18 protein-coding genes are annotated in these 21,559 nt (G+C 66.0%); 10 read left to right on the top strand and 8 right to left on the bottom strand.

The window, feature by feature from the left end; all coding sequences use genetic code 11:
* Nucleotides 1-457 precede the first annotated feature (457 nt).
* Nucleotides 458-1,414, bottom strand: coding sequence for a hypothetical protein (locus VM621_RS02990; protein ID WP_325467504.1), 957 nt, complete (start codon nucleotides 1,412-1,414; stop codon nucleotides 458-460).
* Nucleotides 1,415-1,674: 260 nt separating this feature from the next.
* Between VM621_RS02990 and VM621_RS02985 the strand changes: the two genes are divergently transcribed.
* A complete protein-coding gene (locus VM621_RS02985; protein WP_325467503.1) occupies nucleotides 1,675-4,575 on the top strand; it encodes a bifunctional diguanylate cyclase/phosphodiesterase in 2,901 nt (966 codons plus the stop codon).
* Nucleotides 4,576-4,612: 37 nt separating this feature from the next.
* Here the strand turns inward: VM621_RS02985 and VM621_RS02980 are convergent, their stop codons facing one another.
* Nucleotides 4,613-5,527, bottom strand: a complete 915-nt coding sequence (locus VM621_RS02980) for an Hsp33 family molecular chaperone HslO (RefSeq protein ID WP_325467502.1) — start codon at nucleotides 5,525-5,527, stop codon at nucleotides 4,613-4,615.
* A gap of 106 nt (nucleotides 5,528-5,633) precedes the next feature.
* Here VM621_RS02980 and mtgA point away from each other — a divergent pair, with 106 nt between their 5' ends.
* The 3 genes from mtgA to VM621_RS02965 all read left to right on the top strand — a co-directional run bounded on the left by mtgA (nucleotide 5,634) and on the right by VM621_RS02965 (nucleotide 7,835).
* A complete protein-coding gene (gene mtgA / locus VM621_RS02975) occupies nucleotides 5,634-6,374 on the top strand; it encodes a monofunctional biosynthetic peptidoglycan transglycosylase (RefSeq protein ID WP_325467501.1) in 741 nt (246 codons plus the stop codon).
* 9 nt (nucleotides 6,375-6,383) lie between these two features.
* The gene (locus tag VM621_RS02970) at nucleotides 6,384-7,328 is read left to right on the top strand and encodes a glycosyltransferase family 2 protein (protein WP_325467500.1); all 945 of its coding nucleotides are present in this window, start codon (nucleotides 6,384-6,386) and stop codon (nucleotides 7,326-7,328) included.
* Between the two features lie 78 nt (nucleotides 7,329-7,406).
* Nucleotides 7,407-7,835: a CBS domain-containing protein gene (locus tag VM621_RS02965; protein WP_325467499.1), complete on the top strand. Its 429-nt coding sequence runs from the start codon at nucleotides 7,407-7,409 to the stop codon at nucleotides 7,833-7,835.
* Here the strand turns inward: VM621_RS02965 and VM621_RS02960 are convergent.
* A complete protein-coding gene (locus VM621_RS02960) occupies nucleotides 7,832-9,115 on the bottom strand; it encodes a translocase (RefSeq protein ID WP_325467498.1) in 1,284 nt (427 codons plus the stop codon). The two genes, VM621_RS02965 and VM621_RS02960, sit on opposite strands and share 4 nt — an antisense overlap.
* A 285-nt stretch (nucleotides 9,116-9,400) precedes the next feature.
* On the opposite strand from VM621_RS02960, the gene VM621_RS02955 reads away from it, so the two are divergent.
* The gene (locus VM621_RS02955; protein ID WP_414674480.1) at nucleotides 9,401-10,759 is read left to right on the top strand and encodes a serine hydrolase domain-containing protein; all 1,359 of its coding nucleotides are present in this window, start codon (nucleotides 9,401-9,403) and stop codon (nucleotides 10,757-10,759) included.
* Nucleotides 10,760-10,807: 48 nt separating this feature from the next.
* On the opposite strand, the gene VM621_RS02950 is transcribed toward VM621_RS02955, so the two are convergent.
* The 3 genes from VM621_RS02950 to gcvH all read right to left on the bottom strand — a co-directional run bounded on the left by VM621_RS02950 (nucleotide 10,808) and on the right by gcvH (nucleotide 13,593).
* Nucleotides 10,808-11,839: an energy transducer TonB gene (locus VM621_RS02950; RefSeq protein WP_325467497.1), complete on the bottom strand. Its 1,032-nt coding sequence runs from the start codon at nucleotides 11,837-11,839 to the stop codon at nucleotides 10,808-10,810.
* Between the two features lie 275 nt (nucleotides 11,840-12,114).
* A complete protein-coding gene (metJ, locus tag VM621_RS19530) occupies nucleotides 12,115-12,759 on the bottom strand; it encodes a met regulon transcriptional regulator MetJ (protein WP_345786043.1) in 645 nt (214 codons plus the stop codon).
* A gap of 432 nt (nucleotides 12,760-13,191) precedes the next feature.
* Entirely contained in the window at nucleotides 13,192-13,593 is a 402-nt protein-coding gene (gene gcvH / locus VM621_RS02940; RefSeq protein WP_325467496.1) for a glycine cleavage system protein GcvH, read from the bottom strand.
* A 218-nt stretch (nucleotides 13,594-13,811) separates the two neighbouring features.
* Here gcvH and VM621_RS02935 point away from each other — a divergent pair, with 218 nt between their 5' ends.
* Nucleotides 13,812-14,975: a DUF3103 family protein gene (locus tag VM621_RS02935; RefSeq protein WP_325467495.1), complete on the top strand. Its 1,164-nt coding sequence runs from the start codon at nucleotides 13,812-13,814 to the stop codon at nucleotides 14,973-14,975.
* A gap of 71 nt (nucleotides 14,976-15,046) precedes the next feature.
* On the opposite strand, the gene gcvT is transcribed toward VM621_RS02935, so the two are convergent.
* Nucleotides 15,047-16,156: a glycine cleavage system aminomethyltransferase GcvT gene (gene gcvT, locus VM621_RS02930; protein ID WP_325467494.1), complete on the bottom strand. Its 1,110-nt coding sequence runs from the start codon at nucleotides 16,154-16,156 to the stop codon at nucleotides 15,047-15,049.
* Between the two features lie 108 nt (nucleotides 16,157-16,264).
* On the opposite strand from gcvT, the gene VM621_RS02925 reads away from it, so the two are divergent.
* Genes VM621_RS02925 through VM621_RS02910 form a run of 4 tightly spaced genes read left to right on the top strand, consistent with a single transcriptional unit; the run spans nucleotide 16,265 to nucleotide 19,758 of the window.
* Entirely contained in the window at nucleotides 16,265-17,407 is a 1,143-nt protein-coding gene (locus VM621_RS02925) for an ABC transporter permease (protein ID WP_325467493.1), read from the top strand.
* On the top strand, nucleotides 17,404-18,210 hold the full coding sequence (locus VM621_RS02920; RefSeq protein WP_325467492.1) for an ABC transporter ATP-binding protein: 807 nt from the start codon (nucleotides 17,404-17,406) through the stop codon (nucleotides 18,208-18,210). Before VM621_RS02925 ends, VM621_RS02920 begins: the two co-directional genes overlap by 4 nt.
* 4 nt (nucleotides 18,211-18,214) lie before the next feature.
* Nucleotides 18,215-19,153 (top strand): MlaD family protein, encoded by a 939-nt coding sequence (locus VM621_RS02915; RefSeq protein WP_325467491.1) that lies wholly within the window; start codon nucleotides 18,215-18,217, stop codon nucleotides 19,151-19,153.
* A complete protein-coding gene (locus tag VM621_RS02910) occupies nucleotides 19,150-19,758 on the top strand; it encodes an ABC-type transport auxiliary lipoprotein family protein (RefSeq protein WP_325467490.1) in 609 nt (202 codons plus the stop codon). The genes VM621_RS02915 and VM621_RS02910 overlap by 4 nt, the downstream gene beginning before the upstream one ends.
* Nucleotides 19,759-20,071: 313 nt before the next feature.
* On the opposite strand, the gene VM621_RS02905 is transcribed toward VM621_RS02910, so the two are convergent.
* Nucleotides 20,072-21,472, bottom strand: coding sequence for an amidase (locus VM621_RS02905; RefSeq protein WP_325467489.1), 1,401 nt, complete (start codon nucleotides 21,470-21,472; stop codon nucleotides 20,072-20,074).
* Between the last annotated feature and the right edge of the window lie 87 nt (nucleotides 21,473-21,559).

Raw genomic sequence — 21,559 nt, 5'->3', positions numbered from 1 at the left:
GGGTGGACGCCAAGGTCTCTCACGACGATACGGTCAGCTGGCAGGAGAGCCGTTGTGTGGTGCCGTCGTCGGCCCCGGCCGCGCCCGGAACATCCGGGCGAAGCGGACGCGGTTGCTGGTACCCGGTTGCCCAATACCTTCGTAGCGCGTGTGTCGGCGTGCTTGCTGGTGATGCTGCCGCGCGCTTTGGCTCGACCCACGCGAGCCTCACGGTTCGGGAGAGTCTTCGGTGCCCACCCTCGAGGCGAGTTCCGCACAAGTGGAGCGGCCGTAGGCCAAATAGGTACATGGGCCGCGCAGCGGCCTTTCCGGTACGAAACGCGGAGGACCTGTCTGAGCAGCGAGGGTGGGCACCGAAGGCTCCGCGCCGCCACGTCCGCGCTCGCCGCGGCATCAGCCGCTGAGTGAACCAATGCCTTCGGCGTCGGCGTCCCCGGACTTCCGCGAAGAACCTTTTTTACAGGTCCTGGTGGTACTGGACGTAAGGGGTTCGCGACTGGTCGGGCTCGGGCCCGGTGGGGCTGTTCGGCGCGGTGCCGGACGACCAGACGTTCTGGGCACCGACCGAGAGCTCGCCGCGCCAGGGCAGACGCCAGGTGACACCGAGGTCGATGGCGCTCCAGCGGCGGTCGCCGTTGATCTGGTTGATCGCCGTGGCTTCGGGCTGCATCGTGCGACCGGTGATCAGGCCGGACAGCGAGCCGCGATCGACGCCGAAGCTCAGCGCCTTCTGGTCGACCGAGCCGATGCCGAGCAGATTGCCCGGTGTGAGGCGGATGCGCCCGATGCTGGCGCCCAGGTCGATGCCGCTGCGGGAACCCAGGTCGACCCTGCCATGCGCATTGAATTCCGTGCTGGAAGACAGCGCGGTGATCGGCAGGCCGGACGCAGTGGCCAGGCCGGGAAGCACGCGTGGCAGGGCGGCACCCGTGCCGGTGGGCCGGCTGGCGCCGACGCCGACGCCGAGGCTGTAGCCAGTGCCGCGATACGTCGCACCCACTTCACTGCCGACGATGCGTGGCGGCGCGCCCGGCGAGTTGCAGAGGTCGCCGTGAGGGGTGGCGGACGTACCGCAGGATTCCACGGAATTCATCCAGCCCTGGCCGGTGATGTTGGCGTGGGCCTGGACGCGCGGGCCCAGGTCGTACTGCAGGCCACTGGAAAGGAAGGGGCCGGCATCCACCGCATGCAGCGCGAGCGGCTGGGTGTTGTCGGTCCGGTCGTCCGCCTTGAGGGCGAGCATGCGTCCGTCCGGGGCGCGCCAGAGCGGCACCGAGCCCTGTGCGTTCTGGGCGTAGGCGTCGGGTTGCTGGCCGAGCAGCCGGGTGGCCGTGGCGTCCGAACCCACCGGCGCAGTCTGCCCTGCCGCGGCGAGCGGCATCAGCAGTAGCAAGGTGAGAAAGGATCTGCGCATGGTCGTCATATCGGCAGGTGGCTGAAATCCCCGAGGTCCCGCTTCAGCCTCGCGGAAACGGCCCCAGTGTATCGCGTTTTACGTTTTACTAACACCCCGGACCGGTGCCTTCAGGAATCAGGATAGCTGCCGTTTATGACCATCAGGGGGAATCGTTCCGAGCTGGCGCAAGGCCTCTGAGACTGGCGTTCCACGCACCATCGCGCGGCCGCCTTAACGCATATAGACTGAACCGACCACACCGGAATCCTCGCCAGGCGATGACTATCGCTCCTACTCAAAGCCCGTCCCTCAAGGCGCCCGGTCACGGTGACAGCACGCCGTTGCACGAGGCTGTCGAGCGGTTGCTTCGGGCGGCCGAGGCCGACGTGGTCCGGAGCGAGAGCGAGGCTTTCGCCCGGCACCTCGTGCCGGGGGCGCGCGTGGTCTGGCGCGGCGTGGATGAGCTGCGGCCGACCGGTCGCACCGTCCTCGAACTGGGCATCGATCCGCAAACCGGGCGTGCCCTCGAACTGCACGCCGACGAGGACGCCTCCGGCGACGCGGCCGAACTGATCGACTGGCTGGGCAGGCTCGCCGCGGCGCGCCTGCGACAGCTTGCCGAAACGGCGAACCTCTACGAGGCGATCTCCCGCCTGGCCCTCGCCGAACGGTTGCAGCGCGCGCTCTACGCCATCGCCGAGCAGGCCGGCGCCGAGCACAACATGAAGGACATGATGACCGCGCTCCACGCCATCGTGGGCAGCCTCATGTATGCAGAGAATTTCTTCATCGTGCTGTTCGACGCCCAGAACCGCACGGTGCGCTTCCCGTACTTCGTCGATTCGCTGGATCCCGACATCCCCGATCCGGAAGGCATACGGCCGATCGACGCCATCGAGAATTCGCTGACCTGGCACGTGCTGCAAGGCGGCAAGTCGCTCATGGGAGCGAGCACGGAGCTGGAGAAGAACCTCCCCGGCCCGCGTGTATCGATCGGCCCGCCCAGCGACGACTGGCTCGGCGTGCCGATGAAGCGCGGCGAAGACGTGGTGGGCGCGCTGGTCGTGCAGAGTTACCGCGACGACACGCGCTACACGCAGAACGATCGCGAACTGCTGACTTATGTCGCCCAGCACGTGCAGACGGCACTCGAACGGCGCCAGGCGCACGAGGAACTCGAGCGCCGCGTCACCACGCGCACCGCCGCACTGCGCGAAGCCAACCGCGTGCTGCGCCAGCAGGTGCTGCAGCGCCAGCGCGGCGAGCGCCTGCAGGCCGCGCTGTTCCGCATTGCCGAGCTGGCCAATACCTCGGACAGCATCGAGAACTTCTACGCCGCCGTGCACCGCGTGATCGGCGGCCTGCTGTACGCGCGCAACTTCTATATCGCGCTGCTTTCCGAAGACCAGAACAAGCTGACCTTCCCCTATTCGGTGGACGAACTGGACGGCTCGCGCGAACCGCGCGAGCTTGGCCGCGGGCTGACCGAATTCGTGCTTCGCAACGGCAAGGCGCTGCTCGCCGACCGCGAAGAGATCGATCGACTCAATCGCGACCAGGTGCTGTCCACCAGTGGCGCGCGCTCGCTTCACTGGCTGGGCGTGCCGCTGATCTGGAACGAAAAATCGATGGGCGTGCTGGCAGTGCAGAGCTATTCGCCCGAGCACACGTACAGCGCGCGCGACCAGGAGCTGCTGACCTTCGTCAGCTACCACATCGCCAACGCGCTGCAACGCAAGTACACCACCGAGTCGCTCAAGCAGGCGTACGCCAGCCTCGAGCGCCGGGTGACCGAACGCACGCGCGCCCTGGCCCTGGCCAACCGCGACCTGCGGGAGCAGATCGCCGAGCGCGAGCGCGTCGAGCGCCGGCTCAAGTACGAAACCCTGCACGATTCGCTCACCGGCCTGCCCAACCGCACGCTGCTGTTGCAGCGTCTGGAGCAGGCGCTCAACCACTATCGCGAGAACCCCGCCGATCTCTTCGCGGTGCTCTTCATCGACCTGGACCGCTTCAAGGTCATCAACGATTCGGTCGGCCACCTGGTCGGCGACGATCTGCTGTTCCAGGTCGGCGGGCGCGTGCGCGCGTGCCTGAAGACACGCGACGTCGTGGCGCGACTGGGCGGCGACGAGTTCGCCGTGCTCGTGGAAGGCATCACCGATCCACAGGCGGCCACGCATATCGCCGAACGCATCATCGCGCAGCTGCAGACACCGTTTCGCCTGGGGGCGAAGGAAATCTTCACCTCGGCGTCGATCGGTATCGCACTGCCCACCCCCGAATACACCCGTCCGGAAGAGCTGCTACGCGACGCCGACTCGGCCATGTATCGCGCGAAGGACGAAGGCCGTCACCGCGCCGCCGTCTTCGACGATCGCCTGCGTCGTGAAGCCTTGTCGTTGCTCGAACTCGAAGGCGACCTGCGTCGCGCCCTCACGCGCAACGAATTCGTGCCGTTCTACCAGCCCATCGTGGATCTCGAAGACAGCCGCGTGGTCGGTTATGAGGCCTTGCTGCGCTGGCGCCATCCGGAGCGAGGCCTGTTGCCACCGGGGGATTTCCTCTCCGTGGCGGAGGACACCGGCTGTTCCGAGGCGATCGACTGGCAGATCTTCGAGCAGGTCGCGCGCCAGGTGCGCGCCCTGACGCGCGACGAAGGCTTCGTCAGCATCAATGTATCGGGTAGCCACTTCCGCTCGCCGGATCTCGACCAGCGCCTGCTGGACCTGTTCGCCGAACATGGCGTACCGGCGCGCTGCGTACGCGTGGAAGTCACCGAGCGCGCCCTGCTGGAGAACCCGGCACAGGTCAAACGCATCCTCGAGAACCTGCGCGACCACGGTGTAGGCATCGCGCTGGACGACTTCGGTACGGGCTATTCGTCGCTGAGCTACCTGCACCAGTACCCGATCGAAACGCTGAAGATCGACCGCTCCTTCGTGATCGAACTGCCCTCCGAAGACACCGACACCGATGCACACAGCACGGCCGTGGTCCGGGCGATTCAGGCACTGGCCAATTCGCTGCGCATGCAGGTGATTGCCGAAGGCATCGAAACCGAATCGCAGATGCGCGCCCTGCGCCGCATCGGTTGTCGCTTCGGCCAGGGCTTCCTGTTCGCCCAGCCGCAGCCGGCGAGCAAGTGGCTGGGCGCGCCGCTCTCCCTCGACGCGTAAGAGCGAATCTGCCGGGCGGCTCCGTACGGGAGCCGAGTTACTGCAGGGTGGAGGGAGACGGCGGGGTTTCCACCTGAGTGAGCAGGCGCTCGGCGTCCACGCGGTCGAAGACATAACGCGTGGCGCAGAATTCGCAGACGACTTCGATCTCGCCGTCGCGGTCGTCCAGCGTGGCTTCCACTTCGGTGCGGCCGAGCGCACGCAGCATGCCTTCCACCCGCTCCTGCGAGCAGGTGCAGCCGAAGGCGAGGCCCTTGGCCTCATACACGCTCACGGTCTCTTCGTGATACAGCCGGTAAAGCAGTTCCTCCGGAAGGATCGACAGCATTTCCGAGCTGCTCAGGGTATCGGTGAGCATGCCGACACGCGTCCAGGCGTCGTCGTCCTCGGCCGCGTCGTGGCCACCTTCGCCCGCGATGGGCTGGAGCATGAGTCCCACCGCGTGTTCGGCGTTCGCCGCGAGCAGGATGCGCGCCGGCAACTGCTCCGAGCGCTCGAAGTAGTTCTCCAGCGCCTTCGCGATCGACGGTTCGTCGAGATCCACCACACCCTGGTAGCGACCACGGTCCACCTGCCCGATCGTGATGGCGAGCAGCGCATTCGGCAGTTCGTTCAGGTGCAGCGCCGCCGGCATGGTGTCGGCGTCGTAACGCGCCAGGCCACGCAGGTGCCCCTGGTCGGTGCACTCGGCGAAGAGCAGGCGCAGCGCCCCCTCGCTCTTGAATTCCAGCGACAGCGAGCCGTCGAACTTGATGTTGCCGGTGAGCAGCGCGCTCGCCGCCGCGGCTTCGCCCAGCGTGTTGCGGATATCCGAAGGATAGTCGCCGCGCGATGCGATCTCGCGCCAGCTGGCGCCCAGACGGACCAGCACGCCACGCACGCCCGCTTTCTCGAGCATGAAGCGATGAAGTACGTCTTCGGATGACAGGGTTTCGACGATCGACTCGGTCACGGTGGCCTCCTGGTGATCCGACGAAAGATGGGGCCATCCTCGCTTGCCGACAAGCCCGACAAGCGCGGGCCCCCTATACTGCGCCATCCTTCGCCACAGCGCCGCCATGAGCCCGACGCCCCGCCCGCTGCCTTTTCGCATCGCCCGCTTCGTCGGCCTGCTCATCCTGGCCTGGCTCGCCCTGTCGTGGCTGGTCGTGCTGATCCTGCGCTTCGTGCCGCCATGGACCAGCGCGATGATGATGGAGCGCCGGGTCGAGGCCTTCGTCACGCACGAACCCGATTTCAGCTTCCGCCATCGCTGGGTGCCGTGGGATGCCGTATCGCCCCAGGTGGGCCTCGCGATGGTCGCCGGAGAGGACCAGAAGTTCCCCTTCCATCACGGCTTCGATATCGACGCGATCCAGGACGCGATCGACGCATCGGACGAAGGCAAGCGCCTGCGCGGCGCCAGCACGATCAGCCAGCAGGTGGCGAAGAACCTGTTCCTGTGGAACGGCCGCAGCTTCATCCGCAAGGGCCTGGAAGCCTATTTCACCGTGCTGATCGAAGCGACCTGGCCCAAGCGCAGGATCCTCGAGGTCTACATGAACATCGTCGAGCTCGGCAACGGGATTTACGGGGTCGGCGCAGCCAGCGACGTCTTCTATCACACGACGCCCGATCGCCTCGGCGCGATCCAGGCCGCGCGCCTTGCCGCCGTGCTCCCGAACCCGCGCCGCTTCCGTGTCGACGCGCCAAGCGCCTATGTGCAGAAGCGCACGGCATGGATCGCGCAGCAGATGGAGCAGCTCGGCGGGCCTGCTTACCTCACCCGGCCTGCGCCCGTCGCCGGCCGCACTCGCTGAAGGAGCGCCATGACCTTCTCCCTGGCCATCGTGGTCCCCGCCTATAACGAGAGCGACGTCATCGACGCGTTCCACGCGCGACTCGGCGCGGTACTCGACGGTATCGACGCCAGCGCCCGCGTCATCTACGTCGACGACGGCAGCAGCGACGACACCTGGCAGAAGCTCGGCGCTATCGCCGGTGCGGACGGGCGTGCCGTGGCACTGCGGCTATCACGCAACTTCGGCAAGGAAGCCGCCATGACCGCCGGCCTGGACACCGCCGATGCCGACGCCGTCGTCGTCATCGACGCCGACCTGCAAGACCCTCCCGAGCTCATTCCCGCGCTCATCGAGCGCTGGCGCGAAGGCTTCGATGTGGTTTACGCGACACGCGGCGCCCGCGACGGTGAGACCCGCTTCAAGAAATTCACTTCCGCCGCGTTCTATCGCCTCATGGAGCGTCTCTCCGACACGCCGCTGCCGCGCGACACCGGTGACTTCCGCCTGCTTTCGCGCCGCGCCGTGACCGCCCTGGGCGGCCTGCGCGAGCGGCAGCGATTCATGAAAGGCCTGTTCGCCTGGATCGGCTACCGGCAGACCGCGGTGACCTACCACCGCGATGCCCGCTATGCCGGCACGACCAAGTGGAACTACTGGCGTCTGGGCAACCTCGCTATCGAGGGCATCACCTCCTTTTCGGCCGCGCCTTTGCGCCTGGCGACCTGGGTGGGCCTCTCGGCCGCCGTACTCGCCTTCCTCTACGGGATATGGGTGCTGATGAAGGTACTGCTCTGGGGCGACCCGGTGCGCGGCTACCCCACCCTGATGGTCGTGATCCTGTTCCTGGGCGGCATCCAGCTGCTCGCCCTGGGCGTGATCGGCGAATACGTCGGCCGGACCTATGCCGAATCCAAGCGGCGCCCGCTTTACTACGTGGACTCCCGCCATGGCGGCCAGCCGCCTTTCACCTGAGCATGACCCCCTGGGGCCGCAAGCGGCGTTACACTGAGCCATCGCGGCGACGCGCCGCCTCCACGCGGAGGGTCGAGCATGCAGCAGGTCAAGCATCTCCTGGAATCGAAGGGCAAGGAAGTCTATGCGGTGGCGCCCGACGCGCCGGTCTACGAGGCGATTCGCCAGATGGCCGAGAAGAACGTCGGCGCGCTGGTCGTCCTCAAGGGCAGCGAGCTGGTCGGGATCGTTTCCGAGCGTGACTACGCCCGGAAAGTCATCCTGAAAGACCGGTCGTCCCGCGACACGCCGGTCGCCGACATCATGACGCCGACGGTCATCACCGTATCGACCAGCGCCACGGTGGACGATTGCATGCGCCTGTGCACCGATGGACGCCTGCGCCACCTGCCGGTGCGAGACGGCGACCGCGTCGTCGGCGTGATCTCCATCGGCGACCTGGTCAAGGCGGTGATCTCCGAGCAGAAACAGACGATCAACCAGCTCGAGAGCTATATCACCAGCTAGGTGTCCTTCGCGCCCGACTCCGGCAGGAGGTCGGGCGACGTCGCCGCCCGACGGGCCACGATAGTGGCCACGCCACAGAGCGCGGCACTGATCAGTCCGAGCCCGGCGATGCCGACGCCGAGCCCGCGCAGCGCACTGAGGGCCGAGGTGACCAGCAGATCGCCGAAGCGCCACACGGTGGTCTCGATGAAATTCTTGCCCTTGTAGCGCGCGTCGCGAGGCATCCGTGTGTACAACGCATCCGATGCCGGCTTGGTCATGCCGTAGGTCATCCCGCGCGTGCCGATCTGCACGATCGTCAGCAGCGACACGACCGAGCCGAACAGCGCGATGTCGGCGGGCCCGTAGATACCGAGCAGAGCCAGCAGGACGAAATTGACCAGCGTAGGCAGCACCATGGCCCACAGCGCGCCCAGGCCGCGCAGGATCAGCGGGGTGATGGTGAGCTGCAGCACGGCGCCGAAGCCATTGATCGCCAGGTCCAGGTCCGCGTAGAACGCCGTGCGCGCCGCGATACCGGGGTAATGGAGCTTCGTGTAGTCGGCCATCAGCGCGTAGGCCAGCGTGGCGATACCGTCGCTGAGCAGCATGAGGATGGCCATGTAGCGGAGGAACGGTTGAGCGAACGCCGCCTTCGCGCCGTCCAGCAACGAGCCGCCGACCGGCGCGCCACCGCTGGTGTCGTTGGCCGTGCCGCCGGTCGACAACGCCAGCAACAGGCCCAGGGCGATCAGCAGGGCCACCGCGGAGACCAGCAGCAGTGCCGGCACGCCGATGCGAGCGACGAGCAGGGACGTCGTCAACGGCCCGGCCAGCGCGCCCGCCATCCCGCCGAACGCGATGAACGGAAACATCAGCCGCGCCTGCACGCTGCGGTAGATATCCGCCATGAAGCTCCAGAACAGCGACACGACGAACAGGTTGAACACGCTGACCCAGACGAAGAAGACTCGGCCTAGCGCGACCGCGCCGATACGGTCCTGCGCCGCAAACGCCGGGATGAAACCGACCAGGCAGGCGGCAAAGAACAGGTAACTTCCCAGGAGGACGCGCTTGCGCGGAAAACGCGAGACCAGCCAGCCGAATACGGGCGTAAGCGCCAGCATCACCACCAGCACGATCGCGTAGAACATCGGCAGCGACGACGAGCCGGCGGCGCCTGACAGCTGGTCGCGGACCGGTCGGATCACGTAGTAAGAGGTCATCACGAAGAAAAAGGCGATGACCGAAAGAGCCAGGGTCGCGCCCTCGCCCAGCGTGGGATGTCGACGTGTATTCACAGGTGGCCGACGTGATCCGATGGGAGCTGACGAAAGCCTATCACGCCTCTTGCTGCGCCGCCGCAGCGCCCTTGCGAGAGCGCCCCTGTGGGAGCCGATTCATCGGCGATACGCCCCGACACGCCGCCGCGGCCGCTTCACGGGCGATGCGCTCCATTCAGCGTTGTGCACAACCATGCGTTGTTCCCGGCCATGAAGTAAAAGACAATGACCCGGATGACGATCAGCGCGCTGACGTCCCCCCTTCCCGCGGCGTGTCCCCACGCCTCGACCCGCGAGATAAGCATGTCGTTTCGTTCCGCTTCCCTGCTCGCTTGCGCCATCGCCTGCGCCGTCGCCGCTCCTTTCGCCATGGCCGCGGCGCCACCGCCGCAAAAACCGCCGGTCGTCCACGCCGATCCCGAAGCCGTGAAGTTGCCGCCCGAACGCATCAAGCAAACGGTCGAGGACTACAAGCGCTGGCTCGACGCCGCCGAGGCCCGCGACGCCGCGCCGGCCATCGTCACGGCCGTGATCGTGGACGACAAGGTCGTCTACGAGCGTGCGATCGGCTATGCCAACGCCAAGACGAAAGAACCCGCGACCCCGGAAACCGTCTTTCGCCTGGCATCGCTGTCGAAAGCCTTTGCGACCGGCGTCACCGCCGTGCTCGTCCGCCAGGGCTTCCTCAGCTGGGACACCAAGCTGATCGACACGATCCCCTACTTCAAGCTCAAGGACATGCAGGCCGCACAGCAGGCCACCGTACGCGATATCCTCGGCCAGCGCCTGGGGCTGCCGCGCAACACCTACGACAACATGCTCGAAGCCGACATGCCGTACGAAGAACTCGTGCGCAAGCTCGACGAGGTCGACCTGTCCTGCAAGGTAGGCGCTTGCTACGGGTACCAGAACGTCGCCTTCAGCATGATCGGCGACGTGATCTACGCCACCACCGGCGATTATTTCTTCCGTCAGGTGGAGCGCCGCATCTTCGCGCCGCTGGGCATGACCACCGCCAGCTACGGCCGCGACGCCCTCGAGGCGAGCAAGAGCTGGGCGCGACCGCATCGCGGCGGCCCGCACAACTGGATTCCCTACGAACCCAACGACAGCTACTACCGCGTGGCCCCCGCGGCCGGCGTCAATGCCAGCCTGCGCGACATGGAGCAATGGCTGATGGCGCAGATGGGCGGCCGGCCCGATGTGCTGCCCACGCCCTCGCTGGACGTGCTGCACGCCGCCGAGGTCGATACGCCGTCCGAGGTGCACTCCCTGCCCTGGCGTCGCGCCCGCGTCACCGACGCGCACTACGCGCTGGGCTGGCGCGTGTTCAAGTACGCCAACGAGGACCTGATCTTCCACGCGGGCGCCGTCTCGGGCTACCGCACCATGATCGGTTTCTTCCCGAAGTATCACGCCGGCGTGGTCACCATGTGGAATGGCGCCGGGCCGATCCCGGCCGGCCTGATGCCGATGGTGTTCGACGACCTCCTCGGCCTGAATCACGTCGACTGGGCCGGCGTGGAAGGCTCGGCCCACACCGCACCGGCTGCCGCGCCGACGAAGAAAGCGGCGACGACGAAAAAAGCGGCCACCACGAAGAAAGCAGCCGCCTCGAAGAAGGCTGCACCGGCGAAGACGACGAAGAAAAAGAAGCCCTGAAGAAAACGGGGAGTCGGCATAAAACAAGGCCCCTCGCGGGGCCTTGTTTTATCTGCCGAGGTTGAACTGCAACCGTCGGCGGAGGGTCACCGAGATCGCCTCGCCATTTCGGGTGGCGGGCTTGAATTCCCACTTGCTCACCGCGTCGATCGCCGAACGGTCGAAGACGTGCTTGGGCTGTGCGTCGACCACTGAGACGTTGCCCACGGCACCGTCGGCGCCCACGGTCATCTCGACATCGACCCAGCCTTCCTGATTCGCCCGCATGGCCGCCGTCGGGTAGCGCGGATTCACCTGGCGGATCAACACGGCCTCGCTGATCGACTCGTCCGATGCCGCGCGAGCGGCCGGACGCGGCGCGGCGGCGACAGGTGCCGCTGCTGCCGCTGGCTGCTGCTGCGCGACGCGAGCGGCCTGCTCACGTGCCGCTTGCAGTCGCTGCGCCTCGGCGGCCGCGGCGGCCTGCTGTTCGGCTTGCAGCTTGGCCGCGCTCGCGGCGTTCTGCTGGGCCAACTGCTGGGCCTTCTGGGCGTCGACCGCCTGCTGCTGCTCGCGGTCCAGTGTCTTGCGCTGGGCGTCGAGCTTGGAGCGCAGGATCGTGAGCGTGTAGTTTTCGGGGTCGGCCTTGGCGAGGAGGTCGATCTCGCGCTGGGCTTCGTTGAAGTCGCGCTGGTTGATCGTCTGTTCGGTAGCGGCGGCGCCGTATGAGAAGGTTTCGCGTAGTGCGTCGGCCGCGACGGGGTTACCCGGCTGCTTCTGCAATACCTTCATATAGAACTCGAAAGCATTGTTGCCCGACGGGGCGACGAGGCGTTGCTCGTTCATCGCCGTGCGCGCCTCGGCCAGGAGCTGGTCGACACTGAGCGCATCGACGTTGGCCGGGGTGTCGCGCGTGGCACCCGGCTTCGTCGCCGCGGCGGTCACCGGTGCGACGCCGGCATTGGCATCGCGGTAGGGCTTGATGATGAGGAACCAGGCCGCGACTGCCAGCGCCAGGACAATGGCGATAACGGTGAGTGTCACGGGATTGACGGCGCCGCGCGCGAAATGGCGCGAAGGAATGCGATGACGATTATCCATGGCGGTCGAAAGCGGACTCCGCATAGCGCGCGCCCCCTGATGGCTTGACGCGAAGGACCCCCCGTCCTCCGCAGCGCGATGTGGCGACAAGGTAACCGTAATGGCCGCGTGAATCCAGCGCGGCGGTCTAGGAGGTTTTCCGGGGGGCAAGAAACCGCGGCCCTGAAATGAATAACCCCGGCAGGGCCGGGGTCAAGGTTTCGAAGTGTCTCCCCGCGCTGGGCACCGCGGGGAGATAATTCGTAACAAGCTTTCTTATTGGAAGGTAACGCTTATTACTTGGCTGCCTTGGCGGCCTTGGCGACGCGCGGAGCCTTCGCCGGCTTGGCAGCCTTGGTCGCACGAACGACCTTGGCGGCGGCAACCTTCTTCGATGCAGCCTTACGCGGAGCGGCGGCCTTGCGCGGTGCAGCCTTGCGCGCCGTCTTCTTTACGGAAGCCTTCTTGACGGCCTTCTTCACGGCCTTCTTGGCGGCGACCTTCTTGACGGAAGCCTTGCGGGCGACCTTCTTGACAGCAGCCTTCTTGGCCGGCGACTTGCGGGTCGCAGCCTTCTTGGTCGCGACCTTACGGGTCGAGGCCTTCTTAGCCGGCGACTTGCGCGCGGCGGTCTTCTTCACGGTGGACTTCTTCGTCGCCTTTTTGGCGGCGGACTTCTTGGCAGTGGCTTTCTTGGCAGTGGCCATGGTTCGTCTCAGCTCCTCATCAGTTGGCAGTGGTTGCCCAGTAAAAGCATGAAGGAACGCTTCAACCAGCAGATCGCTGTTCGTTGCGTGCCTTAAATTGTTCACCTGGCGGCGAGTACGTTCATCGGAAAGCAGTCGGAGCACATGCAGCGGAATGGAGACAGTGATCTTGCGAACCGCCCCCGCTTTGTTGCCGTGTTCGACGTACGGCCTGATGAATTTTCCTAATTCCATATCGGGTTCCCCGTCAATTGACGCAAAAGCTATTCCTGAACATATCCGCTGTCAATAAACTTTGGCTATGAATTGAAGACCTTGCGGATGCATAACCCTTCCGTCGGCGACCTCTTGGGGGGCATGACGCGGGCTTATCGGTTAGCTCGAAAAGGGAATGGCCTTCCAAAATAAAAAACACCGGCGCGCTTCATCGGTTCAGCAAATAGCTTAAATAAAGATGTTTTCTTGTTCATTGCCACGAACGATCCGCCGACGACACGCGACGATCGGAGAAAAAAGAGGCGCCGTCCGACACGGTGCGTCGGGGCAGATTTGGCGGATGAACGAAGCTCTACTGACGGTAAAAAAAAATTTCGCCGGAGAGGCATTTCGGACAAAAAAATGCCGGTCGAGGACGACCGGCGTGAAGATCGAGCGTGCCGACTCGGCTCAGTGGTCGTCGTTCTCGGCAACCTCGGCGTACTCGTCGGCCGTCAACAAACCGTCGAGTTCGGACTTGTCGTCGAGCTTCATCTTGAAGATCCAGCCTTCGCCGTATGCGTCTTCGTTGATCGTTTCCGGATTGTCACTCAGGGTGGTGTTGACCTCGGTGATTTCGCCGGAGAGCGGCGCGTAGATATCGGAAGCCGCCTTGACCGACTCGACGACGGCCACGCCTTCATCAGCCTTCACGGTCGAGCCGACTTCGGGCAGTTCGACGTAAACCAGATCGCCCAGCGCGGCCTGCGCGTGGTCGGAGATGCCGACGGTGACCGTGCCGTCCTGCTCGACGCGCACCCACTCGTGGGACTTTCGGAATTTCAGATCGCCAGGAATTTCTTTGTCGCTCATGGGGAGTTCCTCGTTGAATCGGGGCCGGGGCGGGGTGGTGCGCCGGTCAATTGTACCGGGATGCGCGGCGCGGGAAAGCGCCGTCGCCAGCGACCCCTTACACGCTGGCGGCCACATCCCCGGCATCGCTTCATTTCCACGCTGAGCTAGTTTCATCTCGCGGCTAGGGAATCCCCGACACCGCGACGGCATTGCCCTTCCCTCAAATGGAGCACCCTATGAAACGGATATTCACCACCCGCCTGCTCGGCGCGATGATCTCGCTCGCCCTGCCCGCCTCGCTCATGGCGAAGGACGCCGCCACGATCGGCGACGTCCGCGAGGACATGGCCCGGGGGGTCGCCGCCCTTGCAACCGACCCGGGCTTCGACGGCGCCCTGAGCGGACACCTCGTCAAGGGCAAGGCATCCCTTGCCGATGTCCTTCGCGAACTGCATGGCCCGACCAGCGCCGACGAGGTCGCTCACCTGCGCGACCTGGAACGCCAGGCGATCGAACTGCGCGGGCTGACCGGCGCACTCGACACCATGATCGACCTGCGCGTACACGGCGTCGACGCGACGCAGCCGCTACCGGCGGCGAGCTTCTGGACGGCGACGATCAGTCGCGATCCGGTGTCGGGGGCCAAGCAGGTCGTGGCATTCGATACCACCGGTGCGGAGCATCGCTACGACCTCGACGCGGTGCCCGCGGCGCCCATGTTGATCGTCGAATCGGACAGCGGCGCGGCGCTGCGCGCCGGCGTCGGCGTGATGAACGCGACACTGCAAGATCACGGCCGGCCGCTCCTGCAGAGCGCCTCGCGCTCGAACATCAAGCTGACCGGGATCGCCGATGGTCGCCCCGGCGAACAACTCACCCTGCTCAAGAGCATCTACCTGACCAAGGACCACGAACCGAACATCGAGGGCGATGCCGAGGTCTTTGCGATCGTCTCGGGCGTCGGTGCCGACGGCAAGGCCCAGATCATCACCAAGGACATGCCCTGGCTGGATCACGACAAGCGCCTGTACACCCCCGGCATGGATCTCATCAACTGGACCGACTACGGCACGAACTACGTGAATGTGCAGTTGTTCGAGGAAGACGGAAATACGAACTTCAAGGAACTCGCCGAAGCCGTGACCAAGGCGACGGGCGACCTTTCCCTACTGATCGCGCCGGAGGCGCCTCCCGCCCTCATCGTCGCCGGCGTGTCGAAGATCGCCCATGAGATCCTCAAGGCCATGCCATCTGCATGGTTCGAGAACGCCAATGACTATATCGATTCGTTCTACGTGATCGAGCGCGGCGGGAACTACGGCACCGACGACAAGCCGCTCAGTGGAGCCCGCGGCGAAGCCCATATCGTCCTCGCGCCCCACGAGGTCGGGAAGCGCTGAGCCGGTAAGCACGAAGGGGCCGCCTCTCGGCGACCCCTTCGTCAGCTACATATATATATGTGTAAGGCGAATCAACCGTCGACGATGCCCGGCATCGGCTGGCCGTCACGGACAAAGGGGAACTTCACCACGCGCACCGGCACTTCGCGGCCGCGGATATCGACGCGCACAGCGCCGTGCTCGCCGACCGGCAGCCGCGCAAAGGCGACCGACTTGCCGAGGGTCGGGGCGAAACCGCCGGAAAGGATTTCGCCTTCACCATTGGCGGCGATGACTCTCTGGCCGTGACGGAGCACGCCCTTCTCGTCCATCACCAGGCCGACCATCACGCGAGGCACGCCGTCGGCCTTCTGCTTCTCCAGGGCCTGGCGGCCGATGAAGTCGCGGCCTTCGTCGAGCGAGATGGTCCAGGCAAGCGCGGCCTCCCAGGGAGTGACGGTCTCGTCCATGTCCTGGCCGTAGAGGTTCATCCCGGCTTCCAGGCGAAGCGTATCGCGCGCACCGAGGCCGGCCGGGGCTACCCCCGCTTCGCGCAGCAGGTTCCACAGTTCGACCACGCGCTTGTTCGGCACGACGACCTCGAAACCGTCCTCGCCGGTATAACCCGTGCGGGCCAGGAAGAGCGGCATGCCGTTCGGGCCTTCGCATTCGAGGGCGGCGAACTTGCCGAGCTTGCGCGCCTTCTCGCGGATGTCTTCCGGCAGGAGACCGATGAGCTTCTCGCGCGCGTTCGGACCCTGCACGGCGATCATGCCGAATTCGGGGCGCTCACGCACGGTGACGCCGAACGCGGCGGCCTGCTTCTCGATCCAGGCCAGGTCCTTCGCGCGGGTCGCGGCGTTGACGACCAGGCGGAAGAAGTCTTCGCGCAGGAAGTAGACGATGAGGTCGTCGATGACACCACCGGTCTCGTCAAGCATGCAGGTGTAGAGCGCCTTGCCGGACTTGGCCAGCTTGTCGACGTTGTTGGCGACCAGCTTGCGGAGGAACTCGCGGGTGCGCTCGCCGGTGAGGTCGACCACGGTCATGTGGGAGACGTCGAACATGCCGGCGTCCTTGCGCACCGCGTGGTGCTCCTCGATCTGCGAGCCGTAGGCGATCGGCATATCCCAGCCGCCGAAGTCGACCATGCGGGCGCCGAGTTCACGGTGGGAGGCGTTGAGTTCGGTCTTGTCGGTCATCGTCGTACCTTGGAGGGGAATGTCGGCGGGAGCAGCCTCGCATTATCGGGCCGCGAAGGCCGTCAGGCCAAGCGCAAACGCAGCATCGGCATCTGCTAGCCTTCGCCCATGACGCCACCTTCCCTGCCCGGATCGGCCCACCTCACCCGCGATGCGGGTGGTGCGCGCCTTGCCCTGAGCGGGGACTGGACCCTGGTCCATTACATGGCGTTGCAGGCCCGGGCCAACGAACTGGCCGGGACCGTGGGTAACGACGTGACGGTGGACATCCACGGCCTCGGCGCCATGGATACCTCGGGTGCGTTTGTCATCGCCGAGATGCTCGGCAGCCAGCGCACCCAGGCACTGGCCCAGGACGAAACGCTCCCGCCGGCACGCCGTGCCCTGCTGAAGACGGTCGGCGACGCGATCGACACCTATTGTAAAGGTGTGAGGAAGCCGAGGGACGCCGGCTTCGTCGTCCTGCTCGAGCGCATCGGCAAGGCCATGGGCTCGTTCTGGAAGCAGACGGCGAAGCTGCTGGGCTTCATCGGCATCACCCTGCAGGGCTTCGCCGGCACCGTGCTGCGGCCGAAACACTGGCGCGTCACCGCGCTGGTCTCCCATATCGAACAGACCGGACTGGATGCGGTACCGATCCTGGCCTTGCTCTCCTTCATGGTCGGCGCGGTGGTGGCCTTCCTCGGCTCGACGGCCCTTGCCAGTTATGGCGCCAGCATCTTTACCGTCGACCTGATCGGCTTCGCCTTCCTTCGTGAGTTCGGTGTGCTGCTCACCGCCATCCTCCTGGCCGGCCGCACCTCCAGTGCCTTCACCGCCCAGATCGGGTCGATGAAGGCGCGCGAGGAGATCGACGCGATTCGCACCCTCGGCCTGGATCCGATCGAGCTGCTGGTGCTGCCGCGCGTACTCGCGCTGCTGATCGCGCTACCCCTGCTCACCTTCATCGCCATGATCGCCGGCATCGTCGGCGGCGGCGTGGTCTGCCTGACGGTGCTCAAGATGTCGCCGTCGATGTTCCTGTCGATGCTCCAGGAGGACATGTCGCTGACCCAGTTCCTGGTCGGCATGGCCAAGGCGCCGGTGTTCGCCTTCATGGTCGGGGTGATCGGCTGCATGGAAGGCTTCAAGGTGTCCGGCAGCGCGCAGTCGGTCGGCGAACACACGACCTCGGCGGTGGTGCAGTCGATCTTCGTGGTGATCCTGCTCGATGCCCTCGCCGCACTCTTCTATATGGAGATGGGCTGGTGAACGCACAGGCAGCCAATGTCCCGGCTCGTGAAACGGTCATCGAGGTGCGCGGACTGATCAACCGGTTCGGCACGCAGACGGTGCACGAAAACCTGGACCTCGACGTCTATCGCGGCGAGATCATCGGCATCGTCGGCGGCTCGGGCACCGGCAAGTCGGTGCTGCTGCGCACGATCATCGGCCTGGTGCGGCCGATCGCCGGCGAGGTGCGGGTGTTCGGCGAAAACCTGCTGTCCCTGCCCGAGGAGCGTCGCTCGCAGGTGGAACGCCGGTTCGGCGTGCTGTTCCAGAGCGGAGCACTGTTCTCGTCGTTGACCGTGGCCGAAAACGTGGCGCTGCCGCTGATCGAACATGCCGGCCTGCCCCGCATGGACGCCACGCGCCTGGCCGGTGTGAAGCTCGCCCTGGCGGGCCTGCCCGTGGATGCGGGACGCAAATACCCGTCGGAGCTTTCCGGCGGCATGATCAAGCGTGCCGCTCTCGCCCGCGCACTGGCCCTGGATCCGGAAATCCTCTTCCTCGACGAGCCGACCGCGGGCCTGGATCCGATCAGCGCGGCCGCGTTCGACAGCCTCATCGTGACCTTGCGCAACGCGTTGGGCCTCACCGTCTTCCTGGTCACACACGACCTCGACACCCTCTACTCCACCTGCGACCGGGTGGCCGTGCTGTCGCAGAAGCGCGTGCTGGCCGCCGCGCCGATCGACGAGGTCGCCCGCACCGACGATCCCTGGGTACAGGCTTATTTCAACGGACCGCGCGGTCGCGCGGCCACCTTCGCCGCCCACAAAGGCAAGGACTGACACCATGGAAACGCGCGCGCATCACATCCTCATAGGACTGTTCACCGTCCTCGTTGTCTTCGCCGGCCTCGGCTTTGGTGTCTGGTTGGCGAAGGCCCATTCGGACCAGGAATGGAACTACTACGACATTGTCTTCAACGAGGCCGTCACCGGCCTGTCGAAGGGGGGTGCCGTGCAATACAACGGCATCCGGCTGGGCGACGTCATGCAACTGCGGCTGGACCCCGAAGACCCGCGCCGGGTGCTGGCCCGCGTCCGCGTGGTCGGTGACACCCCGCTGCGCAAGGACACCCACGCCAAGCTCGCACTCACCGGTGTCACCGGCGTGGCGATCATCCAGCTGTCGGGCGGATCGCCCGGAAGCCCATTGCTGGTCGGTCACGACGGCGAGGTGCCGGTGATCATCGCCGATCCGTCGCCGCTCGCGCGGCTGCTTGCCAATGGCGAAGACCTCATCACCAATATCAGCCAGGCCGCCGTGCGGGCCAACGAACTGCTCTCGAAAGAGAACGTGCATCGGATCGAACGTACGCTGGACCATCTGGACCAGACCACCGGCGTGATCGCCGACGAGCGCGAGGACATCCGCACGTTGATCAAGCAGCTCACCACGGCGACGACCCAGGCCAACGCGACGCTGGCCGAAAGCCAGAAGCTGGTGCACAACGCCAACGGCCTGATCGAGGGCCAGGGCAAGGCCACGTTGGAGAGCGCGCAACACGCGATGGCCTCGCTCGAGCACTCCATGGCCTCGGTCGACCGCCTGCTCAACGACAACAGCGACGCCATCAACGGTGGCGCGGCGAGCCTGGGCGAACTGGCCCCGGCCCTGCGCGAGCTGCGCGACACGCTGACCTCGCTACGCTCGATCACCCGTCGCCTCGACGAGAACCCCAGTGGCTACCTCTTTGGCCGCGAGAAAGTGAAGGAGTTCACCCCATGAAGCGTGCCCGCCTCGCCACTCCGCTGCTCCTCGCGCTGCTGACGGCGTGCTCGATCCTGCCCAAGGCCGAGACGCCGAAGATCTACACCTTGCCTGCCGCGCCCGGCGCACGTCCGGCCGCGACCACGCCGGTGCCCTGGGCGCTGCGCATCGCCGCGCCGAATGCGCCGCGCGCCCTGGACAACGCCCGCATCGCCGTCGTCCCCGAGTCGAACCAGATCACCGTTTACGCAGGCGCGCGGTGGAGCGACAGCACCACGCACCTGTTCCGCGATCGCCTGGCCGATGCGTTTCGTGACAGTGGCCGTGTCGCCGCGTTGAGCACCGACGAAAGCAATCTCGGCGCGGATGTGGAGCTCGGCGGCGCCCTCACGGCGTTCCAGACGGAATACGTCGGCGGCAAGCCGGAGGTGGTGATCCGCTACGACGCCGTGCTCGCGGCCACCCGCAAACACCAGATCGTCGGCAGTCGTCGCTTCGAAGTGCACGAGCCGGTGGATGGAAAGGACGTGCCGCGGGTGGTCGAAGCGTTTGGGCGGGCGATGGATAAGGTGTCGCGTGAGGTCGTGGGGTGGACGTTGGAGACGGGCGCGGCGGCGAAGTGAGGTCCTCCTGGTGACCTGGTCGCGCTGATGCGCGGATCGCCGATGAATCGGCTCCCACAGGGGCATCGCCGATGAAGCGGCTCCTACAGGGCATCGCCGATGAATCGGCTCCCACAGAGGGCATCGCCGCTGAATCGGCTCCCACAGGGGTATCGCCGCTGAAGCGGCTCCCACAGAGGGCATCGCCGATGAATCGGCTCCCACAGAGGGCATCGCCGATGAATCGGCTCCCACACCGGGCCTGGGCCCTGCTGGGAGTGGCTCCCACACAGGCATCGGGCTTTCTGTGGGAGCCGCTTCAGCGGCGATGCTTTCAGCCAGGCTCAACCGGATACGCCGGCTCGGCGTCCAGCGACGACGCACACACTGCCGCCAGCTCCAGCAGGCGCAGATCCGAACCACGCGCGCCCACCAGCTGCATCCCGATCGGCATGCCATTGGCCAGTGTGCCCATCGGGATGCTTACCGAAGGGCATCCGGCGAGGCTGGCGAAGCTGCACAGGTCCGCCTGCGAGGCAGGCACGGGGCCATCCAGCGGGAAAGCACCCTGCGGCGTCGTCGGCATGACCAGCACATCGACCTGCGCGAAAAGACGACGCATCTTCAACGTCGCGTCGTCGAGCACACGATCCGCGGCGACATAGTCGGCCGCCGATTTGCGCGCCGCGAAATCGACCATCTGGCGGAAACCCGGCGAGACCGGGTAGGCCTCATCCGCCAGCTCGTCCGCAAACGTGTTGAGCATCTCGGCTTCCATCAACAACAGGCCGGCGCGGCGGGTCCTGGCGAAATCCCAGTCCGAGAAATCGACGGTACGACGCTCGCCCAGTTCGCCGGTGAGTTTGACCAGGGCGGCCTCGAAGACCTCGATCACGTCGGGCTCGACGCCGACCGTGGCGAGATCCGGCAGGAAACCTGCGCGCAGGTTGCCCGGCTCCCAATCGGGCGGCGAGAACGCGACGCGGCGGCGGCGTGAGCGAGCATCGTCGGCGTCGTAGCCGGCCAGTGTCTGCAGGAGCACGGTGAGATCGTCGATGCCGCGCGCCAGCAAGCCCACGGCGTCCAGGCGACGGGCTGCCGGAACCAGGCCGCGGGCAGAGATCTCGCCGTGCGTCGGTTTGAGGGCGTAGACGCCGCAGTAGCTCGCCGGCACACGAATGGAGCCGAGGGTATCCGAGCCGATCGCCGCGACAGCCAGGCCAGAGGCCACGGCGGCCGCCGCGCCACCGGACGAACCGCCCGCGGTGTATCCAAGGCGATGCGGATTGTGCGTTGCGCCATGGAACGGATTGTTGGTGGTCAGGCCCAGCGCGCCTTCGTCCATGTTGGTCTTGCCCAGCAGGACGGCGCCCGAAGCGCGCAGGCGCGCAACGATGTGCGCGTCCTCCTCCGGCACATTGCCGCGACGCCGCATGCCCGCGCGCGTGGGCACGCCGGCCACGTCGAAATTGTCCTTGATGGCGATGGGAATGCCGTCGAGGCGTCCGATCACGCCCTCGCGGCGCCGCCGATCGGCGGCAAGCGACTGTTCCTGGATCAGGGAGACGCTGAAGTCCACGTAGGCGTTGAGCCGGGGGTTCAGGCGTTCTATCGCGTTCTGGTAGACGTCCGAGAGGGCCTGGGGTTGGACCCTTCCGATCGCCAGCCAATGCAGTATCTGCAACAGCGTGGCGCGGCGCATGTCGGTGTCGGCCACCGGCGGCATCGTATTCATGAACTCTCCTTGCGCATGGGTCGATTATGAACGCCGAATGTGAAGGTCGTGCAACCCGCCCAGTTTTAAACGGCGATTTGCCCGCGC

It is taken from the genome of Luteibacter sp. (assembly GCF_035539195.1).
GTDB lineage: Bacteria > Pseudomonadota > Gammaproteobacteria > Xanthomonadales > Rhodanobacteraceae > Luteibacter.
This window is presented reverse-complemented; position numbering and strand designations above follow the sequence as displayed.